Source organism: Actinomadura sp. (assembly GCF_044508335.1).
Lineage (GTDB): Bacteria > Actinomycetota > Actinomycetes > Streptosporangiales > Streptosporangiaceae > Spirillospora.
Genome location: NZ_JBIQHY010000109.1, coordinates 1 through 23,499, shown reverse-complemented (window position 1 = coordinate 23,499; position 23,499 = coordinate 1). Strand labels below are relative to the sequence as shown.

The following is a 23,499-nucleotide window of genomic DNA, read 5'->3' as shown; positions in this document are numbered from 1 at the left end:
GACGGTCGCCGAGCCGCCCGTCGACCCCGGCGCCGCCCGCGACGTGCGTCCCGGCCTGATGGAGCGCGCCGACCTCGCCGCCTACCGGGCAGTGGTCCGCAAGCCCACGCACGTCCCCTACCGGGGTATGGACGTGTACGGGATGCCGCCGTCGTCGTCCGGCGGCGCCACGATCGGCGAGGCGCTCGACATCCTCGGCAACTTCCGCCTCGACGCCCGCGACCCGGTCACCGCCCTGCACTACTACCTGGAGGCGTCCAAGCTCGCCTACGCCGACCGCGGGCGCTACCTCGGCGACGCCGACAAGGTCCGCGTGCCGCTGGACGAACTGCTGTCCGCCGGGTTCGCCCGCGAGCGCGCGTGCCTGATCAAGCCGGACCGGGCCGCGCCGGCGCCGGTCGCGCCCGGCTCGCCCGACGGGCGCTACGAGCCGTGCGTGCCGCCCGGCACGCAGACCCGCGCGCTGGCGTTCGAGGGCCCGCAGACCACCCACCTCGTCGTCGCCGACAAGTGGGGGAACGTCGCGTCCTACACGGTGTCGATCGAGCAGTTCGGCGGCAGCGGCATCACCGTCCCCGGCCGCGGCTTCCTGCTCAACAACGAGCTGACCGACTTCTCCTTCCAGCCGCCCGCCCCCGGCCAGGCGCCCGACCCGAACCTGCCCGGCCCGCACAAGCGGCCGCGCAGCAGCATGTCCCCGACTCTCGTGCTGGAGGACGGGCGGCCGAAGCTGGCGCTCGGCACCCCCGGCGGCTCGACGATCATCACGACCGTGCTGCAGATCCTGATGAACCGCATCGACCTCGGCATGGACCTGCCCGCGGCGCTGAACGCGCCCCGCGCGACGCAGCGCAACACCCCGCTCGTGTACGCCGAGCAGCCGTTCCTCGACCGGTACGGCCGCGACCTCGCCGCGCGGGGGCACCGGCTGGAGGTCTTCCCCGGCCCGCCGGCGGGCGTGATCGGCGCCGCGACGGCGCTGGAGTTCCTGCGGCCGGGGCTCGTGCAGGCGGTCGCGGAGCCCGTCCGGCGGGGCGGCGGCAGCGCGCTGGTCGTCCACCCGGCCCGGTGACCGCGGCGGTGCCGGGACGGGCCATGATGGCGTGCGCGGACGGTGAACGGGAAGGAGTCGGGCCATGGCGCACTCGTACGTGCAGGTGACGACCGCGACCGACTCGCGGGCGGAGGCCGCCGAGCTGGCGCGGTCGGCGGTCGCCGAGCGGCTCGCGGCCTGCGCGCAGCTGGTCGGGCCGATCGCCAGCACCTACTGGTGGGAGGGCGAGATCGAGTCGGCGGAGGAGTGGATGGTGCTGTTCAAGACCTCCGCCGACCGCTTCGACGAGCTGGCCTCCCTGATCACCGAGGGGCACTCCTACGACACCCCGGAGATCATCGCGACCCCGGTGGTGGCGGGCAGCATGGACTACCTCGCCTGGATCACCGAGCAGACCGAGCCCGGCGAGCGCGACGACGCGGTGGAGGATCCGGCGGAGGACTGACCCCCGTCCGTGTGACCTGCGTCATGGCAGGGTAAGTTCTTGTTTACCCTGGCCGGGACGTGTACTGCCGGTCGCGGCGGAGGAAGGCGGTCGATGTGGGCGAGCTGAGCGAGGTGGGGGCGGACCACGGGCTGTTCGGGCCCGGCTCGGTGACCTGGCGGGTCATGGGCGAGCCCGTGCTGATGATCGGCGGGATCCGGGCGCTGCTGCTGCAGGCCCTCCATCCCCGCTCGATGTGGGGGACCGCGCAGAACTCCGAGCTCATGGACCCCGCCGCCGCGTGGGCGCGGCTGACCCGGACGGTGGAGTTCGTCCGCGTCCGCACCTACGGCACCGAGGAGGAGGTCGAGCGGGTGGGCCGCCGCGTCCGCCGGCTGCACGCCAAGCTCACCGGCCTCGACATGCGCACCGGCGAGACGTTCCCGATCGACGACCCGGAGAACCTGCTCTGGGTCCACATGGGCGAGGTCGACTCCTACCTGGACGTGGCGCGCCGCGCCGGCGTCCCGCTGACCGACGAGGACGCCGACACCTTCGTCGACGAGCAGCGCCGCGCCGCCGCGGTCGTCGGGCTCGACCCGGCGGACGTGCCCGCGACGGTCGCCGAGATGAAGGACTACTACGAGGACATGCGGCGGCGGATCTGGGCGTGCCGGGAGGCGCGCGAGGGGCTGCGCCGCATGTTCAGCCCGGCCGTCCCGCGCCACCTGCTGCCGCTGAAGCTCGCCGCGCCGGCCGTCGGGACGCTGACCGTCGCGACGCTGCCGCGCTGGGCCCGCCGCATGTACGGGCTGCCGGGCCTGCCCACGTCCGACCTCGCGGCGACGCTGACGCTGAAGGGCCTGTACCGCACCACGCGGGTCGTCCCGGAGCGGTACCGGTACTCGCCGGACGCCCGGCGGGCCAGGCGCCTCATGCGCGAGCACGAGGCGGGCCTGGCCACCTGGTCGATCGCGTCCTGACCGGCGCCCCGCCCGGGCCGCCGGCGCTCACGCCATCGGCGGGGGAGCGTCCGCGTCCTCGTCGTGCCGCGCGCCGTGGCGCGGCAGCAGCAGCGCCGGGACGATCAGCACCGCGGTGAGGGCCAGCGCCACCCAGAACGTGCTGCCGAACGCGTCCGCCAGCTTCGGCGCGATCTGCTCGCGGACCCGGTCCGGGATGGAGCCGACGGCGCCCGCGCCGCCCCCGGCGGCCGCCTGCGGGAGCCGGTCGCTGATCTCGCGGGACAGGATGACGGCGAGCAGCGCGGTGCCGACCGACCCGCCGAGCTGCATGATGATGTTCAGCGAGCTGCTGGCCCGCGACACCGCCTCGCGGCGCAGCGTCGTGAGCGCGGCCGACATGGTCGGCATCATCGTGCAGCCGAGCCCGATGCCGCGCACGAGCAGCGCCCCGCCGAGCAGCCAGTAGGACGTGCCCGCGTCCACCATCGCGAACGGGACGGTGCCGAGCACCAGCAGCACGATGCCCACCGGCACGATGCGGCCGGCGCCGAACCGGTCGGTGATCACGCCGGCCAGCGGCATCGCGAGCGCCGCGCCGAGGCCCTGCGGGGCCAGCAGCAGGCCGGCGGCGAACGCGCCCTCGCCGTGCACGGTCTGGTAGAAGAGCGGGATCAGCAGCATCGAGCCCATCAGCGCGATGCCGACGAGGAACACCGCGGCGGACGCGGTCGTGAACGTCCGGTCGGTGAACAGCCGCACGTCGATCAGCGCGCGTTCGCGGCGGCGCAGGCTGTGCAGCGCGAACAGCGCGACCAGGGCGGCGCCCGCGGCCAGCCAGCCGATCGTGGTGGCGTTCCCGAAGCCGCCCTCGCTGCTCGCGGTGGACAGCCCGTAGATCAGCAGCGCGAAGCCGGGCGGCAGGAGGAGCAGCCCGCGCAGGTCGAGCGCCGACGCGCCGCCCTCCATCCGGCCGCGCGGCACCTTCCACCAGGCCAGCGCGAAGGCCAGCATGCCGACCGGCACGTTGACGAAGAAGATCCAGCGCCAGTGGACGTCCTCGACCAGCCACCCGCCGAGCACCGGGCCGAGGACGGGGCCGAGCAGCATCGGCACGCCGACGATGCTCATGATCCGGCCGAGCCGGCGCGGGCCGGCCGCCATCGTCAGGATCGCCATGCCGGTCGGCATCAGCATGCCGCCGCCGAGCCCCTGCAGCACCCGGAAGACGATCAGCGAGCCGATGTTCCACGCCGAGCCCGACAGCACGGAGCCGGCCACGAACAGCGTGATGGAGGTCAGCCACACCGCCCGCCCGCCGAACCTGTCGACGGCCCAGCCGGTGAGCGGGATGACGCTGCCCATGGCCAGCAGGTAGCCGGTGATGACCCACTGGATGGTGGACAGGTCGGTGCGGAAGTCGCGCCCGAGCGTCTCCAGGGCGACGTTGACGATCGTGGTGTCCAGGATCGCCATCACCGTCCCGGCCACGATCACGAGGCCGAGCACGATCGTCTGCCGGTCGAGCCGTTCGCCGCCGCCGGATCCGCCCGGCGGCGCCACCTTGGTGGACGGACTTTCGGCCATGGTCGTCCCCCTTGCCAGAAGTTCCGGTAGCCCCGAGTCCCCGTGGCCCAAGACGTGAAACATCTTGAAGTTCAATGTTTTGCAGTGCATCACGAAATGTGTTGAACTTCAAGGTATGTCCGAGGATCGCATCGTCACCGACGCGTCCATCGACGCCGACATGGAGACGATGGTCCAGCTCATGGTGCGGACGATGCGCGGCATGAAGGGCGGTCACGCCGACGCCGAGGAGGTCATCCGCCGGGTGAAGGCGGCCGGGCTCGGGCCCCGGCACGTCCCGGTGCTGGTGCAGCTCGTCCTGCACGGCCCGGCGCCGGTGGGCGTGCTCGCCCGGCACATGGCGCTCAGCCCGGCCACGGTCAGCCAGCTGGTCGGCGAGCTGCAGCGCGGCGGCTTCGTCGAGCGGCGCCCGGACGACCGGGACCGCCGCCGCATGATCGTCAGCCTGGCGGAGGCGCACCGCGCGGCGATCGAGCGGTTCGCGTGGCGCCGGCTGCGCCCGCTGCGCACCACGCTGGAGTCGCTCACGCCCACCGAGCGAAGGCACTTCCTGCACGGGTGGCGCACGCTGGCCGGGAACATGGAGCGCAGCGGGCTGCACGCCGGGGGAGACGGGGGACCGGGTTGCCCTGGAGACCACCCGCACCTGTGACCGGCCGAGGGGGAGCGGGCCGGGGGGAGCGAGCCGGGCGAGCCGGGCGGGCCGGGGTCAGCCGCGGCGCATGAGCCGGCCGACGGCCGCCATCAGCTCGGTGGACATCTCGTCGCCCTTGCCCTCCTCGGCGCCCTCCGCCACGCAGTGCCGGACGTGCCCGTCCAGCAGGCCGAGGGCCACCTTGTCCAGGGCCGCCTGGACGGCGCTGATCTGGGTGAGGATGTCGATGCAGTAGCGGTCGTCCGCGACCATCCGGTCGATGCCGCGCACCTGGCCCTCGATCCGGGCCAGCCTGGTCTGCAGCTGGTCCTTCGTGGCGGTGTACCCGCGGGTGGGGGTCTCGCTGGTCGCCATTACCGTCCTCCGCAATCCTTCCGGGGGCGCACGTCCGGGTACCCCTGGGGGACATCCCCCTACAGGTACCTTATGCGCTGACCGGGGCCTCCGGACCGGGCCGCCGGCCGGGTCGGCACGGCGGGACGTTCCAGGCGCTGACGACCGGCCGACCGTGCTCGGCGCCGAGCGCCGACAGCGTCCCGGTGGCGAGCGCGAACAGCCGTCCCTGCGCGGGCTCCAGGCCGAGCCGGCGCGCGGTGAGCACCCGCAGGAAATGGCCGTGGGCGACGAGCACGACGTCGCCGTCCGCGGGGAGCGGGTCCACGCGCGCGAGCACCGCGGCCGCCCGCGCGCCGACCTGCTCGACGGTCTCGCCCGGATGCCCGGCGTCCCCCGGGACCACCCCGTCGTCCCACAGGAACCATCCGGGCCGCTCCTCGCGGATCTCCGCCGTGGTCCTCCCCTCGTAGCCGCCGTAGTCCCACTCCCACAGGTCGGGGTCGATCGCGTCCGCGGTGAGCCCGGCCAGTTCGGCGGTCCGCCGCGCCCGCCGCGCGGGGCTGACCAGCGTCCGCGCGACGCGCCGCTCCTTCAGCGCCCCGCGCAGCGCCCGCGCCTGGTCCTCGCCGTGCGCGGTCAGCGGCAGGTCCGTCAGCCCGGTGTGCCGGCGCGCCCGGCTCCACTCCGTCTCCCCGTGCCGCACCAAGATCAGTTCGCCCATGGTGGAGTGTCTACCCGGCGGGGCGCCGCCCCGGAACCCCGGGACGGGGGAGGGCGGGGGTGAGCGCCGTCAGTCCAGGATCGAGCTGAGCGGCGTGTAGGGGAGGCCGTGCGCCTCGGCGACGTGGTCGTAGACGAGCGCGCCGGCCTGCGTGTTGAGGCCGCGGGCCAGCGCGCCGTTCTCCCGCAGGGCGCGGTGCCAGCCCTTGTCGGCGAGCTGCACGGCGTAGGGGAGCGTGACGCCGGTGAGGGCGTAGGTGGAGGTGTTCGGGACGGAGCCGGGCATGTTCGCCACGCAGTAGAAGATCGAGCCGTGCACCCGGTAGGTCGGGTCGGCGTGCGTGGTGGGGCGGGAGTCCTCGAAGCAGCCGCCCTGGTCGATCGCGATGTCCACCAGGACGGAGCCCTCCTTCATCCCGGCGACCAGGTCGTTGGAGATCAGCTTGGGCGCGCGGGCGCCGGGGATCAGCACCGCGCCGATGACCAGGTCGGCGGCGCGGGCCTCCTGCTCGACGGTGTAGGCGCTGGACACGAGCGTCCGGAGGCGGCCCTGGTAGATCGCGTCGATGTGGCGGAGGCGGTCGACGTCCACGTCCAGGACGGTCACGTCCGCGCCCATCCCGACGGCGACCTGCGCGGCGTTGAGGCCGGACACCCCGCCGCCGATCACGACGACCTTGGCCGGGGCCACGCCCGGCACCCCGCCCGGCAGCACGCCGCGCCCGCCGTTGGACGCCATCAGGTTGTACGCGCCGACCTGCGGGGCGAGCCGCCCGGCGACCTCCGACATGGGGGCGAGCAGCGGCAGCGAGCGGTCGGGCAGCTGGACGGTCTCGTAGGCGATCGCGGTGACGCCGGCCGCCAGCAGCGCGTCGGTGCACTCGCGGGACGCGGCGAGGTGCAGGTAGGTGAACAGGACCTGGCCGGCGCGCATGCGCGGGTACTCCGGCGCGATCGGCTCCTTGACCTTGAGGATCAGGTCGCCCTCCGCCCACACCTCGTCCGGGCCGTCCAGGATCTTGGCGCCGGCGGCGGTGTAGTCGTCGTCCGGGATCGCCGACCCCAGGCCGGCGCCCCGCTCGACGAACACCTCGTGGCCGTGCCGGGTCAGCTCGTGCACGCCCGCCGGCGTGATGGCCACCCGGTACTCGTGGTTCTTGATCTCTCGCGGCACACCGATCTTCACCGGGGGGCTCCTCCGTCAACGCTGACCAGGACCTACGCCTACAGCGTGCGGTGGGGAGCCCGCCCCGGACCATCGGCAGTGTGTCAACGCATCGAGTACTTCGGCGACACTGTGTAAAGCGCGCCCGGTGGCGGGCCCCGGCGCGCCCGGCGGCGGCTCACGGCTTGCGGGCGATGCCCCCGTACATGAGGCGCTGCCCGACGGTCAGCTCGTCCGGGACGTCCCCGTCCGGCCGCCACAGCGGCAGCGGGACGAGGCCGGGGTCGAGGAGCTCCAGGCCGTCGAAGTACCGGCCGATCTCCTCCGGCGTCCGGAACCGGCCGGTGCCGAGCAGCCCCTGGTACTGCACCTCGGCGTCGACGGCCTCCTGGCTGGACGCGCAGAACGCCGTGACGAACAGGTGGCTGCCGGAGGGCACCGCGTCCATCAGCGTCTCGACGATGCCCTGCGGGTCCTCGTCGTCGTGCAGGTGGTGCAGGATGCCGACCAGCATGACGCCGACCGGCCGGCCGAAGTCGATCAGCCGCCGGACGTCCTCGTGCGCGATGATCCCGGCCGGGTCGCGGATGTCGGCGGTGATGACCGTGGTGTCCCCGTTCTCGGCCAGCAGCGCCCGCCCGTGCGCGAGGACGATCGGGTCGTTGTCGACGTACACCACCTTCGCGCCGGGCCGGGTGGCCTGCGCGACCTCGTGGGTGTTCTGCACGGTCGGCAGCCCGGAGCCGAGGTCGAGGAACTGGTCGAGGCCCGCCTCGCCGGCCAGGTACCGCACGCCGCGGCCGAGGATCTCCCGGTTGTAGGCGGCGACGTCGTAGATCTCCGGGATGATCTTCACGATCTCGGCCACGAAGGCCCGGTCGACCTCGAAGTTGTCCTTGCCCCGCAGCACCACGTCGTAGGTCCGAGCGATGCTCGGCTTCGTGGTGTCGATCCCGAGGGACGCCCAGTCGTACTGCTGTTCGGCCATGCCGTGTCCGCCTCGTGCCGCTGTTGAGTTCTCGAAGTCCGCCGCCGGGTCGAATCGTAGACGGTTGACGATGCGGCCGTCCCGGAAGTGGGGAATGTCCGGTGGAACGATGCACGCTAGGGGCGCGCGGGCAGCCACTCGTCCGCGATGGCGACCGTCAGCTGCTCCAGCAGCGGCCCGGTCCGCCGGACGCGGCGCTCCTCGTCCGGCTCGATGTCGGCCAGCGCGTACGCGGCCTGGATGCGCGCCTTGCGGAGCTGCTCGCCGGTGAGCGCGCGGCGGCCGGCCACCGCGACGACCGGCGCGCCCGCGCGGGCGGCGGCGCGGGCCGCCCCGATCGGCGCGGTGCCGCGCAGCGACCGGGCGTCGAGGGTGCCCTCGCCGGTGACGACGAGCCGGGCGCCGCGCGCCTTCTCGGCGAATCCCAGCAGGTCCAGCAGCAGCGCCGGGCCGGGCTCGATCGTCGCGCCGAGGAAGGTGAGCGCGGCGAACCCGACCCCGCCGGCCGCGCCGGCGCCCGGCAGGTCGCGGGCCGCCCGGCGCGCGGCCGCCTCCGCCAGGTCGGCCCAGCGGCGCAGCCCGGCGTCCAGCACCCGGACCTCGTCGCGGCTCGCGCCGCGGCGCGGGCCGTCCACGGCCGCGGCGCCGGCGCGGCCGAGCAGGGGTCCCGCGGAGTCGCCCGCCACCACCACCTCGATGCCCGACATATCGGGCAGGCCGCGCAGGTCGAGGGCGTGCAGCGAGCGCAGCGCCGCCCCGCCGGGCGGCAGGTCCTTGCCGAGCGCGTCCAGCAGCCGCCCCCCGAGCCCCTGCACGAGGCCCGCGCCGCCGTCGGCGCAGGCGCCGCCGCCGAGGCCGAGCACGATCCGCCGCGCGCCGAGCCGCAGCGCGTGCGCGATCAGCTGGCCCGTCCCGAGGCTGGACGCGGTGAGCGGGCGCGGCTTGCCGCCCGGCAGCCGGCGCACGCCGGACGCCTCGGCCAGCTCCACCACCGCGCTGCGGCCGTTCAGCGCCAGCCGCGCGGTGACCGGCCGCCCCGTCGGCCCGCACACCTCGACGTCCACGCCCCGCCACCCGGCCGCCACCGCCGCCTCCACGGTGCCCTCGCCGCCGTCGGCCACGGGCAGCTCCACCAGCGGGACGTCCGGGCGGGCGCGGCGCAGCCCGGCCGCCAGATGCCGCGCCGCCTGCGCCGCGGTCAGCGCCCCCGGGAACCTGTCAGGCGCCAGCAGGACGTGACCCGGCGGAGACGGACGGGAGGGAGAGTCCGCGGACACCACAGCCACGCCTTTCACGCCGGGAGGTAAGGCCCTACCTTCTGCTTACGCCAAGACGGCACTATTTGACACCCGCAAACGCGTCCCAGAGTCTCAAATGGCCGCAGAGCCGTGTTCTCCCGGGGTGGCTAGCGCACGCCCAGCCACTCCTCGATCGGGTGGATCGCGAAGAAGATCAGGAACAGCACCACCACCGGCCACAGCCAGACCGACACCTCGCGGACCTTGCCCTTGGCGAGCTTGATCAGCGCGTAGGCGACCATCCCGCCGCCGATCCCGATGGTGATCGAGAAGGTGAACGGCATCAGCACGATGGTGAGGAACGCCGGGATCGTCAGCTCCAGGTCGGACCAGTCCACCTTCGCGACCTGCGTCATCATCAGCGCGCCGACGACGACCAGCGCGGGCGCCGCGGCCTGCGCCGGGACGGTCGCGGCGAGCGGGGTGAGGAACAGCGTCACCGCGAACAGCGCGCCGGTGGCGATGTTGGCGAGGCCGGTCCGGGCGCCCTCGCCGACGCCGGCCGCCGACTCCACGAACACCGTGTTGGCGGACGAGCTGGTGAGGCCGCCGAACGCGGCGGACAGGCCGTCCACCGACAGGATCCGGCCGAGCCGCGGCACCTGGCCCCTCTCGTCAAGCAGCCCGGCCTCGTCGCTGACCCCGAGGATCGTGCCCATCGCGTCGAAGAAGCCCGACAGCACCAGGGTGAACAGCACGACCAGCGCGGTGATCACCCCGGCCCGGCCGAACCCGCCGAACAGGTCGATCTCCCCGAACAGCCCGAAGTCGGGTGCGGCGAACAGCTTGTCGGGCATGTCCGGGGTGACGACGCCCCAGCCGCCCTCCTTGATGGACGCGTTCTCCTGGATCGCCACGGCGCCGATCGTCCCGGCGATGATGCTGATCAGGATGGCGCCGGGCACCCGCCGCACGTAGAGGACGATCATCAGCAGCAGGGTGAGCGCGAACACCAGCGTCGGCCAGGTCTGCAGGCGGCCGCCGCTGCCGAGGGACAGCGGCGGGCTGGTGGCGCTGGAGGTGACGAACCCCGAGTCGAACAGGCCGACCAGCGCGATGAACGCGCCGATGCCGACCGCGATCGCGTGCTTGAGCGCCAGCGGGATCGAGTTCATGATCCGCTCGCGGATGCCGGTGAGCGCCAGCACCACGATGACCAGGCCCTCGATCACCACCAGGCCCATCGCCTGCGGCCAGGTCATCACCGGCGCCGCCTGGAACGCCACGACCGCGTTGATGCCGAGGCCCGCGGCGAGCGCCAGCGGCGCGTTGCCCACCAGGCCCATGATCACCGTGGTGACCGCGGCGGACAGCGCGGTCATCGTGGTCAGCTGCGGGATCGACAGCGCCGCGCCGGTGACGTCCTTCGCCCCGCCGAGGATGATCGGGTTCAGCAGGATGATGTAGGCCATCGCGAAGAACGTGGTCACGCCGCCGCGCAGCTCGCGCGGGACGGTGGTACCGCGCCCGCGGAGATCGAACAGCCGCTCCAGCGGCCCGCGCCCGCCGGCCGGCGGTGAATCGTCGGTCTTCACGGTACTGGTCTTGGACATGGCGGGCGCTCCGCTTTCCGCAGCGTGGGTTCCGGCCGCGTCGGTCCGGAAATGGCGTGGACAGATTAGCCGCTGAGAAGACTCCGGAGCGTGACGGGGGCGAGGCGTCCGCTATAGCCTTCCCTGGTTCACTTCTTCCTCGCCCTGCGCGCGGGCGCCGCGGGCGAGCATCCTGTAGGCGGTGGCAACAATGGACCGGGAGACACTGGGGCAGCGGATTCGCGCCCTGCGGATCCGGCAGGGCGTGAGCCAGGCGCAGCTGGCCTTCCCCGAGCTGTCCGACAGCTACATCTCGCTGATCGAGAGCGACAAGCGGGTGCCGGCCCCGAGCGTGGTCGAGCTGCTGGCCGGGAAGCTGAACTGCTCGGCGACCTACCTGGTCAGCGGGGTCAGCGAGGACGTGGTGGACGAGCTGCGCGTCACCCTCGACTACGCCGAGATCGCGCTGAGCAACGGCGCGGCGGCCGAGGCGCGGGCCCGGTTCGCCGAGGTGCTCGCGAACGCCGACGCGGTCGCGCTGCCCGAGATGCTCCACCAGGCGCGCTGGGGCCACGCCCTCGCGCTGGAGGCCGCCGGCGAGCTGGAGGAGGCGATCGCCGAGCTGACCGCGCTGACCGAGGAGGCCTCCGCCGAGGCCGACCTCGACCACTGGGCGAAGGTGCACGTCGCGCTGAGCCGCTGCCTGCGCGAGCGCGGCGACGTCAGCGCCGGAGTCGAGGCGGCCGAGAGCGCGCTGCGCCACCTCATCGCGACCGGCGCCGACTCCACCGACGCCGCCGTGCACCTCGGCGCGGCGCTGCTCGCCGCGTTCATCGAGCGCGGCGACCTCGTCCGGGCCCGCCACCTCGCCGCCCAGCTCGTCGAGCGGGCCGAGCGCATCGGCAGCCCCCGGGCGCGGATGGTCGCCTACTGGGAGGCCGCCTACGTCGCGGAGATCCGCGGCGAGTACGAGGACGGCGTCACGCTGGCCGAGCGGGCGCTGATGCTGGCCGGCGACGGCGAGGACCCGCGCGACCTGAACCGGCTCCGCGTCATCTACGCCGGGCTGCTGCTGCGCGCCCGGCCCGACCAGGCCGCCCGCGCCCGCGAGCTGCTGACCCGGGTGCGCGGCGAGATCAGCGCCAGCTCGTCCGGGGAGATCGACGTCGCCTGGTGCCTGACCGAGCTGGCCCGCGCGGAGACCGCGCTCGGCCGTCCCGCCGAGGCGGTGGCGCTCGCCGAGGAGGCGCTCGACCTGCTCGGGGACGCCCCGCGCCGGGCCACCGCCGGGGCGCTGACCGTGCTCGGCGAGGCGTCGGTGCGGCTCGGCCGCCGGGACCGGGCCGTCGAGGTGCTGACCCGGGCCGCGACCTGCCTGGAGCAGATGGAGTCCTCCCGGGAGGCGGCGCAGGCGTGGTTCGACCTCGCCGAGGTGCTGGCCGGGGCAGGCACCGCCGAGGAGCACCGCATGGCCGCCTACCGGCGCGCGCTCACCTGCGTGGGGGTGTGACCGAACCGGTCCCGGGTCCGCGGCGTCCATAATGCTGCGGGTTTCCTGAGGTTGGGGAGTTACGGGTGTTCGGTGTGGTCCGTCCTTGCAGGCATGTCCTGTGCGGGTCGTTGTTCAAGGACTGGATGGCGCATCTCTGCGGGCTGTGCCTGACGCTGCGGGCCGAGCACGGCCAGGCCGCGCGGCTCGTCACCAACTACGACGGGCTGCTGGTCTCCGTCCTGGTCGAGGCGCAGGCGCCGGAGCTGTCGCCGCGCCGCAAGGCCGGTCCGTGCGCGCTGCGCGGCATGCGGACCGCGGAGGTCGTCGCGGCGCGGGCGCAGGGCGCGCGGCTGGCCGCCGCGGCGTCGCTGCTGCTCGCGGCGGGCAAGACCCGCGACCACGTCGCGGACGGCGACGGCCCGTACCGGCGGCGGCCGGTCGCCGCCGCGGCCGCGCGGATGGCCGGCCGGTGGGACGCGGCGGGGGAGCGGACGGGCGCCGCGGTCGGCTTCGACCCGTCGGTCCTGCGCGACGCCGTCGCGCGCCAGCCCGTCCTGGAGTCCGCGCCCGGCCTCGGACTGCTCGACCTCACCGAGCCGGCGGAGACGGCCGTCGCCGCCGTGTTCGCGCACACGGCCGTGCTCGCGGGCAAGGAGGGCAACGCCGAGGCGCTCGCCGAGGCGGGCCGATTCTTCGGCCGCCTCGCGCACCTGATCGACGCCGTCGAGGACCTCGCGGACGACCGGGCGTCCGGCGCCTACAACCCGCTGCTCGCCACCGGCACCGGCCTCGCCGAGGCCCGCCGGCACGCGGACGACGCCCTGCACGGCCTCCGCCTCGCCCTCGCCGACCTGGAGCTGGAGCGGCCGCGGCTCGTCCGGGCGCTGCTGGACCGCGAGGTGGGCCGCTCCGTCGACCGGGTCTTCGCCGCCCCCGAGGACGCGCAGGAGGGCGGGCCCCGGCCGCCGCGCCCCGGCTGGCCGGTCCCGTGCTTCACCGGGACGCTCGTCTGCGCCACCTGCGGGGTCTTCCAGCCGGAGTGGAGCGAGCATCACGGCGGCTCGTGCGGGGACCGCTGCTGGTGCACGCGCAACTGCGACGGGGGCTGCGACGGCTGCTGCGACTGCTGCGAGTGCTGCGACTGCGATTGCGACTGCTGCGACGGCTGCTGCTGCGACTGCAGCTGATCGTTTTTCCCGGATCGCGGCACTTCGCGACCCGGAGCGTGCCATGGTGGCGGGCTCAGTAGGGTAGATGCAGCCCTTCAACTCACTAGAGAACCCGGCCATCCATGAACATCCGCAAGCCCCTCCGGCCGGCGCGCCGTCTCGGCGTCGTCGCCGCCCTCGCCCTCGTCCTCGGCGCCGTGACCGCGACCCCCGCGCTGGCGCACGCCCGCCTCCTCGACAGCACGCCCGGCAAGGGCGAGTCGGCGGAGTCGGTCACCGAGGTCAAGCTCGTCTTCAGCGACAAGATCAGCCTGGCGAAGGTCGTCGTCAAGGACGCCCAGGACAAGACGTACCAGGCGGGCGAGGCGGAGCGCTCCGGCACGACGGTGACGCAGAAGCTGACCGGGCCGCTGCCCGCGGGGTCCTACACGGTGGCCTACCGGGTCGTCGGCGAGGACGGGCACCCGATCGAGAGCGACGACCTGACGTTCACCGCCACCGGGGGCGAGGCCGCCGAGCCCGCGCCGTCCGCCGGCGGGGTCGGCGCCGAGCAGCAGACCGGCGACGCCGCCACCGCGAACGAGCAGCCGCTCAAGGTCGACCAGGAGCAGGCCGCCGCCGAGGAGGACACCGGCTCCGGTGCGGTCCTGTGGGCGCTGATCGTCGCCGGGCTCCTCGTCGGCGTCGGCATCGGCGTCGGCATCGTGTTCCGCGCCAAGCGCAAGCACCAGGCGGCAACCGGAAGTGAGTAAGGGCAGCCCGGGCGTCTGGCGGGCCGCCGCGGTCGCGGCGGGCTCGGCGGCCTCGGCCGCCGCGGTGCTGGTGGCCGGGCTGGTCCTCGGCGGCGCGGTCACCGAGAAGGTCATCCCCGGCCTCGGCGACGCCGGCGCCCTCACCCGGTGGGGGCTGCCCGCGTCCCGGACGGCCATGGACCTGCTGTCCGCGCTGACCGTCGGCGCCCTGCTGGCCGCCGCCGCGTTCCTGCCGGTCGAGGGCGGGCGCGGCGCGGCCCGGCTGTCGAAGGACGCGATCGGCTACCTGAACGCCGCGTCCTGGATCGCCGCCGGGTGGGCCGCCGCCGCGGCGGCCACCCTGGTCTTCACCGTCGCGGACGTCCTCGGCCAGCCGGCCGGGCAGGTCCTCACCGGCAGCGAGCTGAGCAGCTACGTCGGCTCCCTGCCGCAGGGCACCGCCCTCATGATCGTGGTGCTGCTGGCCGTGGTGGTGGCGCTGCTGGCGCGCACCACCACCACGCCCGCCGCCGCGTTCGGGCTGCTGGCCATGGCCGGGATCGCGCTGCTGCCCGCGCCGCTCACCGGGCACTCCGCCTCGGCCGCCAACCACTCCACCGCGGTGACCGGGGTCGCCCTGCACGTCGCCGCGGTCGCGCCGTGGGTCGGCGGGCTCGCCGTCGTCGGCGCGCACGCGCTGCTCCGCCGCGACCGGCTGCCGATCATGGCCGACCGGTTCAGCCGCATGGCCCTGTGGTGCTACATCACCGTCGGCGCCAGCGGGCTGGTCAACGTGATCGTCCGGCTGCCCGACCCCGCCGAGCTGGTGACCACGGACTACGGGCGGCTCGCCCTCGGCAAGATCGTCGCGTTCGGGGTGCTCGGCTGGTTCGGCTGGTGGCACCGGACCCGGACGCTGCCCGCCGTCGACGCCCGCCGGCCCGGGGCGTTCGCGCGGTTCGCGTCCGTCGAGGCGGCCGTGATGGCGGCCACCATGGGCCTCGCCGTGGCGCTCGCCCGCACCGCGCCGCCCCCGCCGACCCAGCCGGAGTCCGCGGTCAAGTCGCTGCTCGGCTACGACATGCCGCCCGAGATCACCCCGGTGCGGCTGCTCACGCTCTGGCAGTTCGACCTGTTCTTCGCCGCCCTCGCCGCCGTCCTCGGCGGCCTCTACATCGGCGCCGTGGTCCGGCTGCGGCGGCGCGGCGACGCCTGGCCGATGGGCCGCACCGCCGCCTGGTTCATCGGCCTCGCCACCATGCTCGCCGTCACGCAGACCGGCGTCGCCAAGTACGCGCCGATCCTGTTCAGCGTGCACATGGCGCAGCACATGGTGCTGAACATGCTGACGCCGATCTTCCTCGTCGTCGGCGCGCCGGTGACGCTGGCGCTGCGCGCGCTGAAGCCCGCCCGGGTGCGCGGCGACCGCGGCCCGCGCGAGTGGCTGACCGCGCTGCTGCACAGCCGCTACCTGAAGTTCGTCGCGCATCCCGGGATCGCGACGGCCATCTTCGTGGTGAGCACGTTCGCGCTGTACTTCACGCCGCTGTTCGAGGCGGCGATGCGCAACCACCTCGGCCACATCGCGATGATGGTGCACTTCCTCGCGGCCGGGTCGCTGTTCTTCTGGGTGCTGCTCGGCGTCGACCCGGCGCCGAAGAAGCTGCCCTACCCGGGGCGGCTCCTCCTGCTGTTCATCACGATGCCGTTCCACGCCTTCTTCGGCATCGCCCTGATGAGCATGAGCCAGGCGCTCGCGCGCGGGTGGTACGGGGCCGTCGACCCGCCGTGGGGCACGACGACGCTGCACGACCAGCACACCGGCGGCGCGATCGCGTGGGCGTTCGGGGAGATCCCGACGTTCATCGTCCTCATCGTGATGGCGTTCCAGTGGTACGCCGACGACCAGCGCCAGGCCCGCCGCATGGACCGCAGGGCCGACCGCGCCGCCCGGCCCGGCGGGCGCTCCGAGGACGACGAGCTGGCCGCCTACAACGCCCGCCTGGCGAAGCTCGCCGAGATGGACAAGGCCGCGGCCGAGGAGAAGGGCAAGGCCTAGGACCGCACTCCCTCTCGCGGGGGAGGGCCTCCGGGGCGGCGTCTGCCAGGATCGTGGTGTGGTTCGCGTGCTCCGGCCGCTGATCGAGCGGAAGACCTGGCAGCGCTGGGCCCACCTCGTGGTGGGCGGCGCGCTGCTGATGCCGTACTGGTTCCTGGCGATGGGCGTCACGCCGCTGCTGCCGGTCGGCGGCGCCGTGCTGCTCGTGCTCATGCTGGTCGTGCTGCCGGGGGCGGCGGTGTTCGTCACCGGGCTCGTCCCGACGGTCCGGCTGCTGGAGGGCTCGCTCGCCGCGGAGCTGCTCAAGGGCCCCGCCGAGTCGCTCGTCCCCGGCGCGGCGCACTCGTGGGAGAGCCGCACCCGGGCCGCCGCGTGGTTCACCCTGCACCTCGGCGCGGGCGTCGTGGTCAGCGGGCTCAGCCTCGCGGTCCCGCCGCTCGCGTTCGTGATGCTCCTCGCGCCGCTGGTGACGTGGGACGAGCGGTTCCTGGAGGTCTGGGGGTGGCACGGCACCTGGCACCAGTGGCCGGCGCCCCTGATCGGGGCCGCGTCGCTGGCCGCGCTGCTCGCGGTGATCGTCGGCGCGGGCGCGCTGCTGTCCCGGCTGGCGCCGCGGTTCCTCGGCCCGTCCGCCGCCGAGCGGCTCGCCGCCGCGGAGGCCAGGGCGGTCAAGCTGGCCGAGCGCAACCGGCTGGCGCGGGAGCTGCACGACTCGGTGGGGCACGCGCTCAGCGTGGTGACGCTGCAGGCGGGGGCGGCCGGGCGGGTCCTCGACAGCGACCCGGGGTTCGCGCGCGAGGCGCTCGGCGCGATCGAGGAGTCGGCCCGCGCCGCGCTGGAGGACCTCGACCACGTGCTGGGGCTGCTGCGGGAGGACGCGTCGCGCCCCGCCCCGCAGGCCACGCTGCGGGACCTCGGGCGCCTGCTGGAGCAGACCCGCATCGCGGGCGTGGAACTCGACGCGGAGGTGGGGCTCGAAGTGGAGCAGGTGCCGGCGGCGGTGTCGCGGGAGGCGTACCGGATCGTCCAGGAGGGGCTGACGAACGCGCTGCGGCACGCCGGGAGGGTCCCGGTGCGGCTGCGGCTCGGCATCGCGGGGGAGAGACTGGAGATGGAGATGAGCAACCCGCTCGGCGCGCACCGCGGCGACGGCGCCGGGCACGGCGGCGGCCGCGGCCTCGCCGGGGTGCGCGAGCGCGTCACCGTGCTGCGCGGCGACATGACCGCCGGGGCCGACGGCGACGCCTGGCGGTTCCGCGTCTCGCTGCCGCTGAGGTCCGGGACATGACGGTCAAGGTTCTGCTGGTCGACGACGAGCGGCTGATCCGGGCGGGGCTCGCCGCCATCATCGACGCCGAGGACGACCTGGCCGTGGTCGGCGAGGCGTCCGACGGGGCCGAGGTGCCCGGCGCGGTGGGGCGGCTGCGCCCCGACGTGGTCCTCATGGACGTGCGGATGCCGCGGCTCGACGGGATCCAGGCGACCCGCCGCATCCTCGGGACCATGGCGGACCCGCCGCGGATCATCGTCGTCACGACCTTCGAGAACGACGAGTACGTCTACGACGCGCTCAAGGCGGGCGCGCACGGCTTCCTGCTCAAGCGGGCGCGGCCGGAGGAGATCCTGCAGGCGATCCGGATGGTCGCGCACGGCGACAGCCTGCTGTTCCCGGCGGCGATCCGGGAGCTGGCCGCGCGGCACGGCCCGTCCGGCGGCGCCGGGGCGCGCTGGCACGGGCAGCTCACCGAGCGGGAGGGCGACGTGCTGCGGCTGATGGCCAAGGGCCGCTCGAACGCCGAGATCGCGCAGGACCTGTTCGTCAGCCCGCAGACGGTGAAGACGCACGTCGGCAACATCCTCGCCAAGCTGCAGGCGCGCGACCGCACCCAGGCCGTGATCCTCGCCTACGAGACGTCCTTCATCACCCCCGGCTGAGGGCGCGCTTACACCTGGTTTACCTGCCAGTAGCTACAAAAGAGACAAGAAGGAACAAGGCTGACCGATCGGGGGATCATGGACGCCGTTACCCTGTCCGAGCTGCGCAAACCGCGCGGCTACCCGGCGGTGTCGGTGCTGATGCCGACGCACCGGTCCGTCCCGGACAACCGGCAGGACCCGATCCGGCTGCGCAACCTGCTGGCCGAGGTGCGGCGCCGGCTGCACGACGACACGCGGGTCGCGCCCGGCGCCGCCGACCAGGTCGTCCGCGGCCTGGAGCGCGCCGCGCAGGAGATCGACCTGCGGCACGCCTCCGACGGGCTGGTGCTGTTCGCCGCGCCGGACGGCGAGCACCACGCGTTCACCATCGGCCAGCCCGTGGACGAGCGGGTCGTCGTGGACACCGGGTTCGCGACCCGCGACCTCGTCGCCGCCTACACCCGCACCCCCCGGTACTGGCTGCTGTCGCTGTCGGACCAGCGGACCCGGCTGTGGGACGGGCACGGCGACGAGCTGACCCAGTACGTCGGCGGCGGGTTCCCGATGGCGCCGGAGCCGGTCGACGAGGCCGGCGCCGGGCGGCAGGCGCGGCGCGCCGCGCAGGGCGGCGACGGCGAGCGGCAGCGGCAGGCCATGCGGGACGCCGCGGCCGCCGTCGAGCGCGTCCTCGCCCGCGACCGCAGACCGCTGCTCGTCGCCGGCGTCACCCGGCACCAGGCGTTCTTCGACGAGGTGGCCGGGCCGCACATCACCGTGGCGGGCCGCGTCGACGGCAGCTTCGAGGGCGCCCCCGCCGGCCGGCTCGCCGAGGCGGCCCGCCCGGCGCTCGCCGCCTACGAGGACCTCCGCGAGGTCGGCGTGCTGGCCGAGCTGGAGGCCGCGCGCAGCCTCCAGCGGTACGCGGGCGGCCTGTGCGAGGTCGCGCCCCTGGTCGAGGCGGGCCGCGGCGAGCACCTGGTCGTGGAGCGCGGCTACTACGCGCCCGCGGTGAAGTCGCGCGGCGGGCTCGTCCCGGTGGACGGCATGCCCGGCGTCCTCAAGGGCGCGGACGTCGTCGACGACGCCGTCGACGACGTCATCGAGACGGCGCTGGAGTACGGCGGCGAGGTCACCTTCGTCTCCGACGGCTTCCTGGTCGACCACGCCCGCATCGCCCTGGTCACGCGCTACTGACCGGGGGTCACCCGCTACCGCCCGTTCCGCAGCCCGGGTCGTGCCAGGCCGCCCAGCCGGGACGCGCGTGCACCCGCCAGCCCGCCGGGTGGGCGGGCCACGACGACTCCGGAGACGTCCCGTCCGGTACCGGCACCACGACCGTGCACACGCCCGGTGCGGGCGGGCGGCCGTCGCGGATGTCGATCCGGCCGATCTGCGTCCACCACACGGGGTACATCAGCTTGGTCCGGGCCACCCAGCCGAGCGAAGCGTCCGCGACGACCCCGCCGGCCGCCGGGCCGGGCAGCGGGGGCGCCGGCCGGACGCGCCCGTTGGACGGCCCCATCGCGAACACCATCGCGGCCAGGTTGACCGCGGCCAGGGCGACGGCGGCGAGCGGCGCCCGGCCCGCCCGGGAGAAGATCAGCAGCACGCCGAGCAGAGCGGCCGCGGCGAGCGCGGCCTCCGGCAGGTGCAGTGCGGTGCGGTCCCAGGTCAGGAACATGATCTCGGGGAAGTCGAACCGGATGAACAGGTGGGTGCGCAGCCGGTCGCCCGCATAGGCGGTCACCCAGAGCCCGGTCCCCGCCAGGAGGAGGACGGACGACGCCGCCGCCCCGAGCGCCGTCCGCGCGCCCGCGCGGAGGAGGACCGCGGCGCCGGTGTGCCGCCGCATCCGCCGCGAGGACTCGCTGCCGGTGATCCTGCTCACCGCGCGCGGCGACGACCTCGACATCGTCCTCGGCCTGGAGGCGGGCGCCGACGACTACGTCGTGAAGCCCGTCGAGCCCCGCGTGCTGGACGCCCGCATCCGCGCCGTGCTGCGCCGCGCCGACCAGACCCGCACCGACCGCACCGTCCACCCGGGTGCTGCTGGTCGCCGACGCGCTCGCGCTGGCGGCGGCGCTGCTGCTCGCCCTGCTGACCACCCGCGGTGTGCTGCGGCCGGTGCGCCGCCTCGCCGCGGCCGCCGGCGCCCTCGGCGCGGGCGAGCTCGGCACCCGGGTCCGGGTGCGCGGCCGGGACGAGCCGGCCGACCTCGCCCGCACGTTCAACCGCACCGCGGCGGTCCTGGAGCGGACGGTCACCGAGCTGCGCGCGATGGAGGCCGCCTCGCGCCGGTTCGTCGCCGATGTCTCGCATGAGCTGCGCACCCCGCTCACCTCGATGATCGCGATGACCGGTGTGCTGGCCGAGGAGGAGGCCGACCGGCCGGACGGCGGCGCCGCGCGGCTCATCGCGGCGGAGACGCGGCGGCTCGGGCGGCCGATCGAGAACCTGATCGAGATCAGCCGGTTCGACGCGGGCGCCGCCGCGCTCGTCCTCGACGACGTCGACCTCGCGGACGCGATCACCGGCACGCTGGCGGCGCGCGGCCTGGCGGACGGGGTCGCGGTGGAGGGGCCGCGCGACCTTCCCGTCCGGTGCGACCCGCGCCGGCTCGACGTCATCGTGGCGAACCTCGTCGGCAACGCGGTGCGGCACGGCGGCCCGCCCGTCACGCTGCGCTTCGGCGCGGCGTCCCGGGCGGGCGCGCCGGGCGTGGAGATCACCGTCGCCGACCGCGGGCCGGGCGTGCCGGAGGAGCTGCTCGGCGCGGTCTTCGACCGGTTCGTCAAGGGGGAGGCGGCCCGGTCCCGCAGCGACGGCAGCGGGCTCGGGCTGTCGATCGCCAGGGAGAACGCCGTCCTGCACGGCGGGACACTGGAGGCGGCCAACGACCCGGACGGGGGAGCGGTGTTCACCCTGTGGCCGCCCGCCCGGCCGGCCGGGGCGGAGGACGCCGATGGGTAGGCGCCGGGCCGGGGCCGCCGCGGCGGCGTTCGCGGTCGCGTCCGTGCTCGCGGTCGCGGGCTGCGGTGTGCGGCCGACCGGCATCCTCAGCGCGGGCGGCGGCCCGGTCGCGCACGGCCAGGCGTCCACCATGACGCTCTATCTGGTGCGCGGGAAGCGGTTGGCTGGGGTCACTCGTCCCGGGCTGGCCGGCCACCCGTATCTGCCGCTGACCCAGCTCAAGAAGACGGTCACCGCGGAGGAGCGCCGGAAGGGCCTGCACACCGAGGTCGACGACCCCTTCGGCTTCTCGATGGTGGCGCCCGGAACCATCGCCCTGGCGGTACCGGGTCTCCGGTTCGCCGGCGGCCGGGTCGTACTGGGACGCGGGTGGTCCCGCACGGAGCTGGCGCAGCTGGTCTGCACCGCGGAGGCCATGCCCGGCGTGTCCACCGTCCAGGTCTCGTCCTGGTCCGGGGAGGGGGAGGCGCACACGATGCGCTGCGACCGGTTCTCCGACCTGCTCGAATGATCAGTTCCGGGTCAGCCACTGGGCGGTGGCGTCGCCGAGGGCGGAGCGGACGGCGAGGACCGCGATGCCGAGGGTGAGGACGGGCATCACCACCCAGCGCTCCACCTTGCCGTCCGTCTTCGGGATGACCGGGACGTCGACCCGCCAGGGCAGCGGCCAGAACACCGGGCAGCCGCGCGGGGTCAGGCAGTCGCCGGCGACGTGCGCCAGGCAGCCGAGCGTGACCGCGAACCCGACGAAGCTCATATCGATCTTGTGCATGAGCCAGACGGCGACGAGGGCGAGCGCGCAGTCCGCGAGCGCCGACTGGGGCTCGCGGCCCTCGAAGTCGAGGCCGATGCCGCGCAGCCCGAGGCCGACGATCATGAAGAGGCAGGCCCACCAGGCGTAGACGTAGTGGGTGGCGAGGAAGTCCATCGCCCAGCCGATGGCGACCGCGAACAGGATCGAGTGGGTCGCCTGCCGGTGCCCGCCGGAGAGCTTCCCGATCCACTTGCACATGTGGTGGGTGATCGGGCCGAACGTGTTGGCGATGCGGCCGTTGTGGTGGTCGACGTCCGGCAGGATCGCCGCGCCCGCGCACACCACGGCGCCCGCGGCGACCTGCTCGACCGACAGGGCCACCGCGTGGTCGCCGAGCAGCGGCTCGTAACCCAGCACCGGGACGGCGGCCAGCCACGCCAGCGCGCCGCTCAGGGCGTGCGTCTTGCCCATCATGTGCCGTTCCCCCGCCTTTCAGAGCGTCCGCCGCCCGTATTCAGGGCGGGACTCTAACCCGTGCCTGATCGGTTTCCGCGGCGACGCGCCGAAGCGGGTGCTACGTCCTTTTGATGCGGGGAACGGCGGCCCGGTTCCGGGGTGTCAGCCGTGCGCCTCGCGCGCGGTGATGACGGCCCCGACGTTCGCCTCCGCCCAGTCGGCGACGGCCTTGATCGGCTTGCGCAGCGACAGGCCGAGCGGGGTGAGGGCGTACTCGACGCGGGGCGGCACCTCGGCGTAGACCGTCCGGACGAGGAGCCCGTCGCGCTCCATCGTGCGGAGCGTCTGCGTGAGGACCTTGGGGGTGACCCCGCCGATCATGTCGCGCAGCTGGGTGAACCGGCGGGGCCCGTCGGTCAGGCTCAGCACGACGAGCACCGACCACTTGTCGCCGATGCGGTCGAGGATCAGCCGGGTCGGGCAGTTCGGATCGAAGGCGTCGCCCTTCATAGTTTCCAGAGGGTATCAAGCGCACGTTGAAGTAACCAGTATCTCGTGGATACTGTCCATGTCCGACGATGTCCGATGAGGTCTGAGGAGGTCATATGAAGATCCTGCTGATCGGTGCGACGGGGATGATCGGGAGCCGGATCGCGGCCGAGGCGCGCCGCCGCGGCCACGAGGTCACCGGCGTCACCCGCAGCGGCGCCGAGGGGACGGCCCGGGCCGAGGCGAGCGACGCCGCGGCGGTCGCCGCGCTGGCCGCGGGGCACGACGCCGCCGTGCTGTCGGTCCCGCCGCCCCGCGACGGGTCGGAGACGACCGGGCCGCTGCTCGCCATCACGCGCGGGGTCCTCGACGGGCTGCGCGAGGCCGGCGTCCGGCGCCTGATCGTCGTGGGCGGTGCGGGGAGCCTGGAGGTCGCGCCCGGCGTCCGGCTGGTGGACACCCCCGAGTTCCCGGAGATCTACAAGAACGAGGCGCTCGCGGCGGCCGAGCAGCTCGGCGTCATCCGGGCCGAGGCCGGCGACCTGGACTGGACCTTCATCTCGCCCGCCGCGGTCATCCAGCCGGGGGAGCGCACCGGCGTCTTCCGGCTCGGCGGCGACCAGTTGCTCACCGACGGGGAGGGCAACAGCACCATCAGCGCCGAGGACTACGCCGTCGCCCTGGTGGACGAGCTGGAGAAGGGCAACGCCGTCCAGCGCAGGATCACCGTGGCGTACTAGG

General features: G+C 74.5%; 24 protein-coding genes and 1 pseudogene. 15 read left to right on the top strand and 10 right to left on the bottom strand.

The features are described 5' to 3' along the window. The 3 genes from ACIWVC_RS27650 to ACIWVC_RS27640 form a co-directional block, all read left to right on the top strand. Positions 1–1,072, top strand: a 1,072-nt coding sequence (locus tag ACIWVC_RS27650) for a gamma-glutamyltransferase family protein (protein WP_396454774.1), incomplete at its 5' end; no start/stop codon positions are given. Between the two features lie 64 nt (positions 1,073–1,136). Beyond that, complete coding sequence (cutA, locus tag ACIWVC_RS27645; protein WP_396446960.1) at positions 1,137–1,499, top strand: divalent-cation tolerance protein CutA; 363 nt, start codon at positions 1,137–1,139, stop codon at positions 1,497–1,499. Between the two features lie 95 nt (positions 1,500–1,594). Beyond that, entirely contained in the window at positions 1,595–2,461 is an 867-nt protein-coding gene (locus ACIWVC_RS27640; RefSeq protein ID WP_396446959.1) for an oxygenase MpaB family protein, read from the top strand. A gap of 27 nt (positions 2,462–2,488) precedes the next feature. On the opposite strand, the gene ACIWVC_RS27635 is transcribed toward ACIWVC_RS27640, so the two are convergent. Next, positions 2,489–4,027, bottom strand: coding sequence for an MDR family MFS transporter (locus tag ACIWVC_RS27635; protein ID WP_396446958.1), 1,539 nt, complete (start codon positions 4,025–4,027; stop codon positions 2,489–2,491). Between the two features lie 115 nt (positions 4,028–4,142). Between ACIWVC_RS27635 and ACIWVC_RS27630 the strand changes: the two genes are divergently transcribed. Then, positions 4,143–4,679, top strand: coding sequence for a MarR family winged helix-turn-helix transcriptional regulator (locus ACIWVC_RS27630; RefSeq protein WP_396446956.1), 537 nt, complete (start codon positions 4,143–4,145; stop codon positions 4,677–4,679). A 57-nt stretch (positions 4,680–4,736) separates the two neighbouring features. Here the strand turns inward: ACIWVC_RS27630 and ACIWVC_RS27625 are convergent, their stop codons facing one another. The 6 genes from ACIWVC_RS27625 to ACIWVC_RS27600 form a co-directional block, all read right to left on the bottom strand. After that, a complete protein-coding gene (locus ACIWVC_RS27625; protein WP_386866822.1) occupies positions 4,737–5,036 on the bottom strand; it encodes a metal-sensitive transcriptional regulator in 300 nt (99 codons plus the stop codon). A 70-nt stretch (positions 5,037–5,106) separates the two neighbouring features. Beyond that, positions 5,107–5,739, bottom strand: coding sequence for a histidine phosphatase family protein (locus ACIWVC_RS27620; protein ID WP_396446955.1), 633 nt, complete (start codon positions 5,737–5,739; stop codon positions 5,107–5,109). 69 nt (positions 5,740–5,808) lie between these two features. Then, positions 5,809–6,924 carry an alanine dehydrogenase gene (gene ald / locus ACIWVC_RS27615; protein ID WP_396446954.1) on the bottom strand — a complete coding sequence of 372 codons (1,116 nt, stop codon included), beginning with the start codon at positions 6,922–6,924 and terminating at the stop codon, positions 5,809–5,811. A 157-nt stretch (positions 6,925–7,081) separates the two neighbouring features. Next, entirely contained in the window at positions 7,082–7,891 is an 810-nt protein-coding gene (locus ACIWVC_RS27610) for an SAM-dependent methyltransferase (RefSeq protein WP_396446953.1), read from the bottom strand. A gap of 116 nt (positions 7,892–8,007) precedes the next feature. Beyond that, on the bottom strand, positions 8,008–9,171 hold the full coding sequence (locus ACIWVC_RS27605; protein WP_396454775.1) for a glycerate kinase: 1,164 nt from the start codon (positions 9,169–9,171) through the stop codon (positions 8,008–8,010). A gap of 125 nt (positions 9,172–9,296) precedes the next feature. Then, positions 9,297–10,742 (bottom strand): NCS2 family permease, encoded by a 1,446-nt coding sequence (locus ACIWVC_RS27600; protein WP_396450720.1) that lies wholly within the window; start codon positions 10,740–10,742, stop codon positions 9,297–9,299. A 190-nt stretch (positions 10,743–10,932) separates the two neighbouring features. On the opposite strand from ACIWVC_RS27600, the gene ACIWVC_RS27595 reads away from it, so the two are divergent. From ACIWVC_RS27595 to ACIWVC_RS27565, 7 genes are all read left to right on the top strand, one after another. Next, on the top strand, positions 10,933–12,231 hold the full coding sequence (locus ACIWVC_RS27595) for a helix-turn-helix domain-containing protein (protein ID WP_396450722.1): 1,299 nt from the start codon (positions 10,933–10,935) through the stop codon (positions 12,229–12,231). A 65-nt stretch (positions 12,232–12,296) separates the two neighbouring features. After that, complete coding sequence (locus ACIWVC_RS27590) at positions 12,297–13,400, top strand: DUF5685 family protein (protein WP_396454773.1); 1,104 nt, start codon at positions 12,297–12,299, stop codon at positions 13,398–13,400. A 104-nt stretch (positions 13,401–13,504) separates the two neighbouring features. Next, complete coding sequence (locus ACIWVC_RS27585; RefSeq protein ID WP_396450723.1) at positions 13,505–14,134, top strand: copper resistance protein CopC; 630 nt, start codon at positions 13,505–13,507, stop codon at positions 14,132–14,134. Further along, on the top strand, positions 14,127–16,172 hold the full coding sequence (locus ACIWVC_RS27580) for a cytochrome c oxidase assembly protein (RefSeq protein ID WP_396450725.1): 2,046 nt from the start codon (positions 14,127–14,129) through the stop codon (positions 16,170–16,172). Before ACIWVC_RS27585 ends, ACIWVC_RS27580 begins: the two co-directional genes overlap by 8 nt. A 58-nt stretch (positions 16,173–16,230) precedes the next feature. Then, the gene (locus tag ACIWVC_RS27575) at positions 16,231–17,460 is read left to right on the top strand and encodes a sensor histidine kinase (RefSeq protein ID WP_396450727.1); all 1,230 of its coding nucleotides are present in this window, start codon (positions 16,231–16,233) and stop codon (positions 17,458–17,460) included. Next, positions 17,457–18,107, top strand: a complete 651-nt coding sequence (locus tag ACIWVC_RS27570; RefSeq protein ID WP_396450729.1) for a response regulator — start codon at positions 17,457–17,459, stop codon at positions 18,105–18,107. Before ACIWVC_RS27575 ends, ACIWVC_RS27570 begins: the two co-directional genes overlap by 4 nt. Positions 18,108–18,185: 78 nt before the next feature. Further along, the gene (locus ACIWVC_RS27565) at positions 18,186–19,283 is read left to right on the top strand and encodes a hypothetical protein (RefSeq protein WP_396450731.1); all 1,098 of its coding nucleotides are present in this window, start codon (positions 18,186–18,188) and stop codon (positions 19,281–19,283) included. Between the two features lie 7 nt (positions 19,284–19,290). On the opposite strand, the gene ACIWVC_RS27560 is transcribed toward ACIWVC_RS27565, so the two are convergent. Then, positions 19,291–19,977, bottom strand: coding sequence for a hypothetical protein (locus tag ACIWVC_RS27560; protein WP_396450765.1), 687 nt, complete (start codon positions 19,975–19,977; stop codon positions 19,291–19,293). Here ACIWVC_RS27560 and ACIWVC_RS27555 point away from each other — a divergent pair. The 3 genes and pseudogenes from ACIWVC_RS27555 to ACIWVC_RS27545 all read left to right on the top strand — a co-directional run. Then, positions 19,928–20,116, top strand: a pseudogene (locus ACIWVC_RS27555) (response regulator); the annotation flags it as partial. The gene ACIWVC_RS27560 and the pseudogene ACIWVC_RS27555 sit on opposite strands and share 50 nt — an antisense overlap. 16 nt (positions 20,117–20,132) lie before the next feature. After that, on the top strand, positions 20,133–21,059 hold the full coding sequence (locus ACIWVC_RS27550) for a sensor histidine kinase (protein ID WP_396450733.1): 927 nt from the start codon (positions 20,133–20,135) through the stop codon (positions 21,057–21,059). Next, positions 21,052–21,570, top strand: coding sequence for a hypothetical protein (locus ACIWVC_RS27545; RefSeq protein WP_396450735.1), 519 nt, complete (start codon positions 21,052–21,054; stop codon positions 21,568–21,570). The genes ACIWVC_RS27550 and ACIWVC_RS27545 overlap by 8 nt, the downstream gene beginning before the upstream one ends. Here the strand turns inward: ACIWVC_RS27545 and ACIWVC_RS27540 are convergent, their stop codons facing one another. Continuing rightward, positions 21,571–22,287 (bottom strand): metal-dependent hydrolase, encoded by a 717-nt coding sequence (locus ACIWVC_RS27540; RefSeq protein WP_396450736.1) that lies wholly within the window; start codon positions 22,285–22,287, stop codon positions 21,571–21,573. A gap of 144 nt (positions 22,288–22,431) precedes the next feature. After that, complete coding sequence (locus ACIWVC_RS27535) at positions 22,432–22,779, bottom strand: winged helix-turn-helix transcriptional regulator (RefSeq protein WP_396450738.1); 348 nt, start codon at positions 22,777–22,779, stop codon at positions 22,432–22,434. Between the two features lie 95 nt (positions 22,780–22,874). Between ACIWVC_RS27535 and ACIWVC_RS27530 the strand changes: the two genes are divergently transcribed. Further along, the gene (locus ACIWVC_RS27530) at positions 22,875–23,498 is read left to right on the top strand and encodes an NAD(P)-dependent oxidoreductase (RefSeq protein WP_396454772.1); all 624 of its coding nucleotides are present in this window, start codon (positions 22,875–22,877) and stop codon (positions 23,496–23,498) included. Position 23,499: the final 1 nt, after the last annotated feature.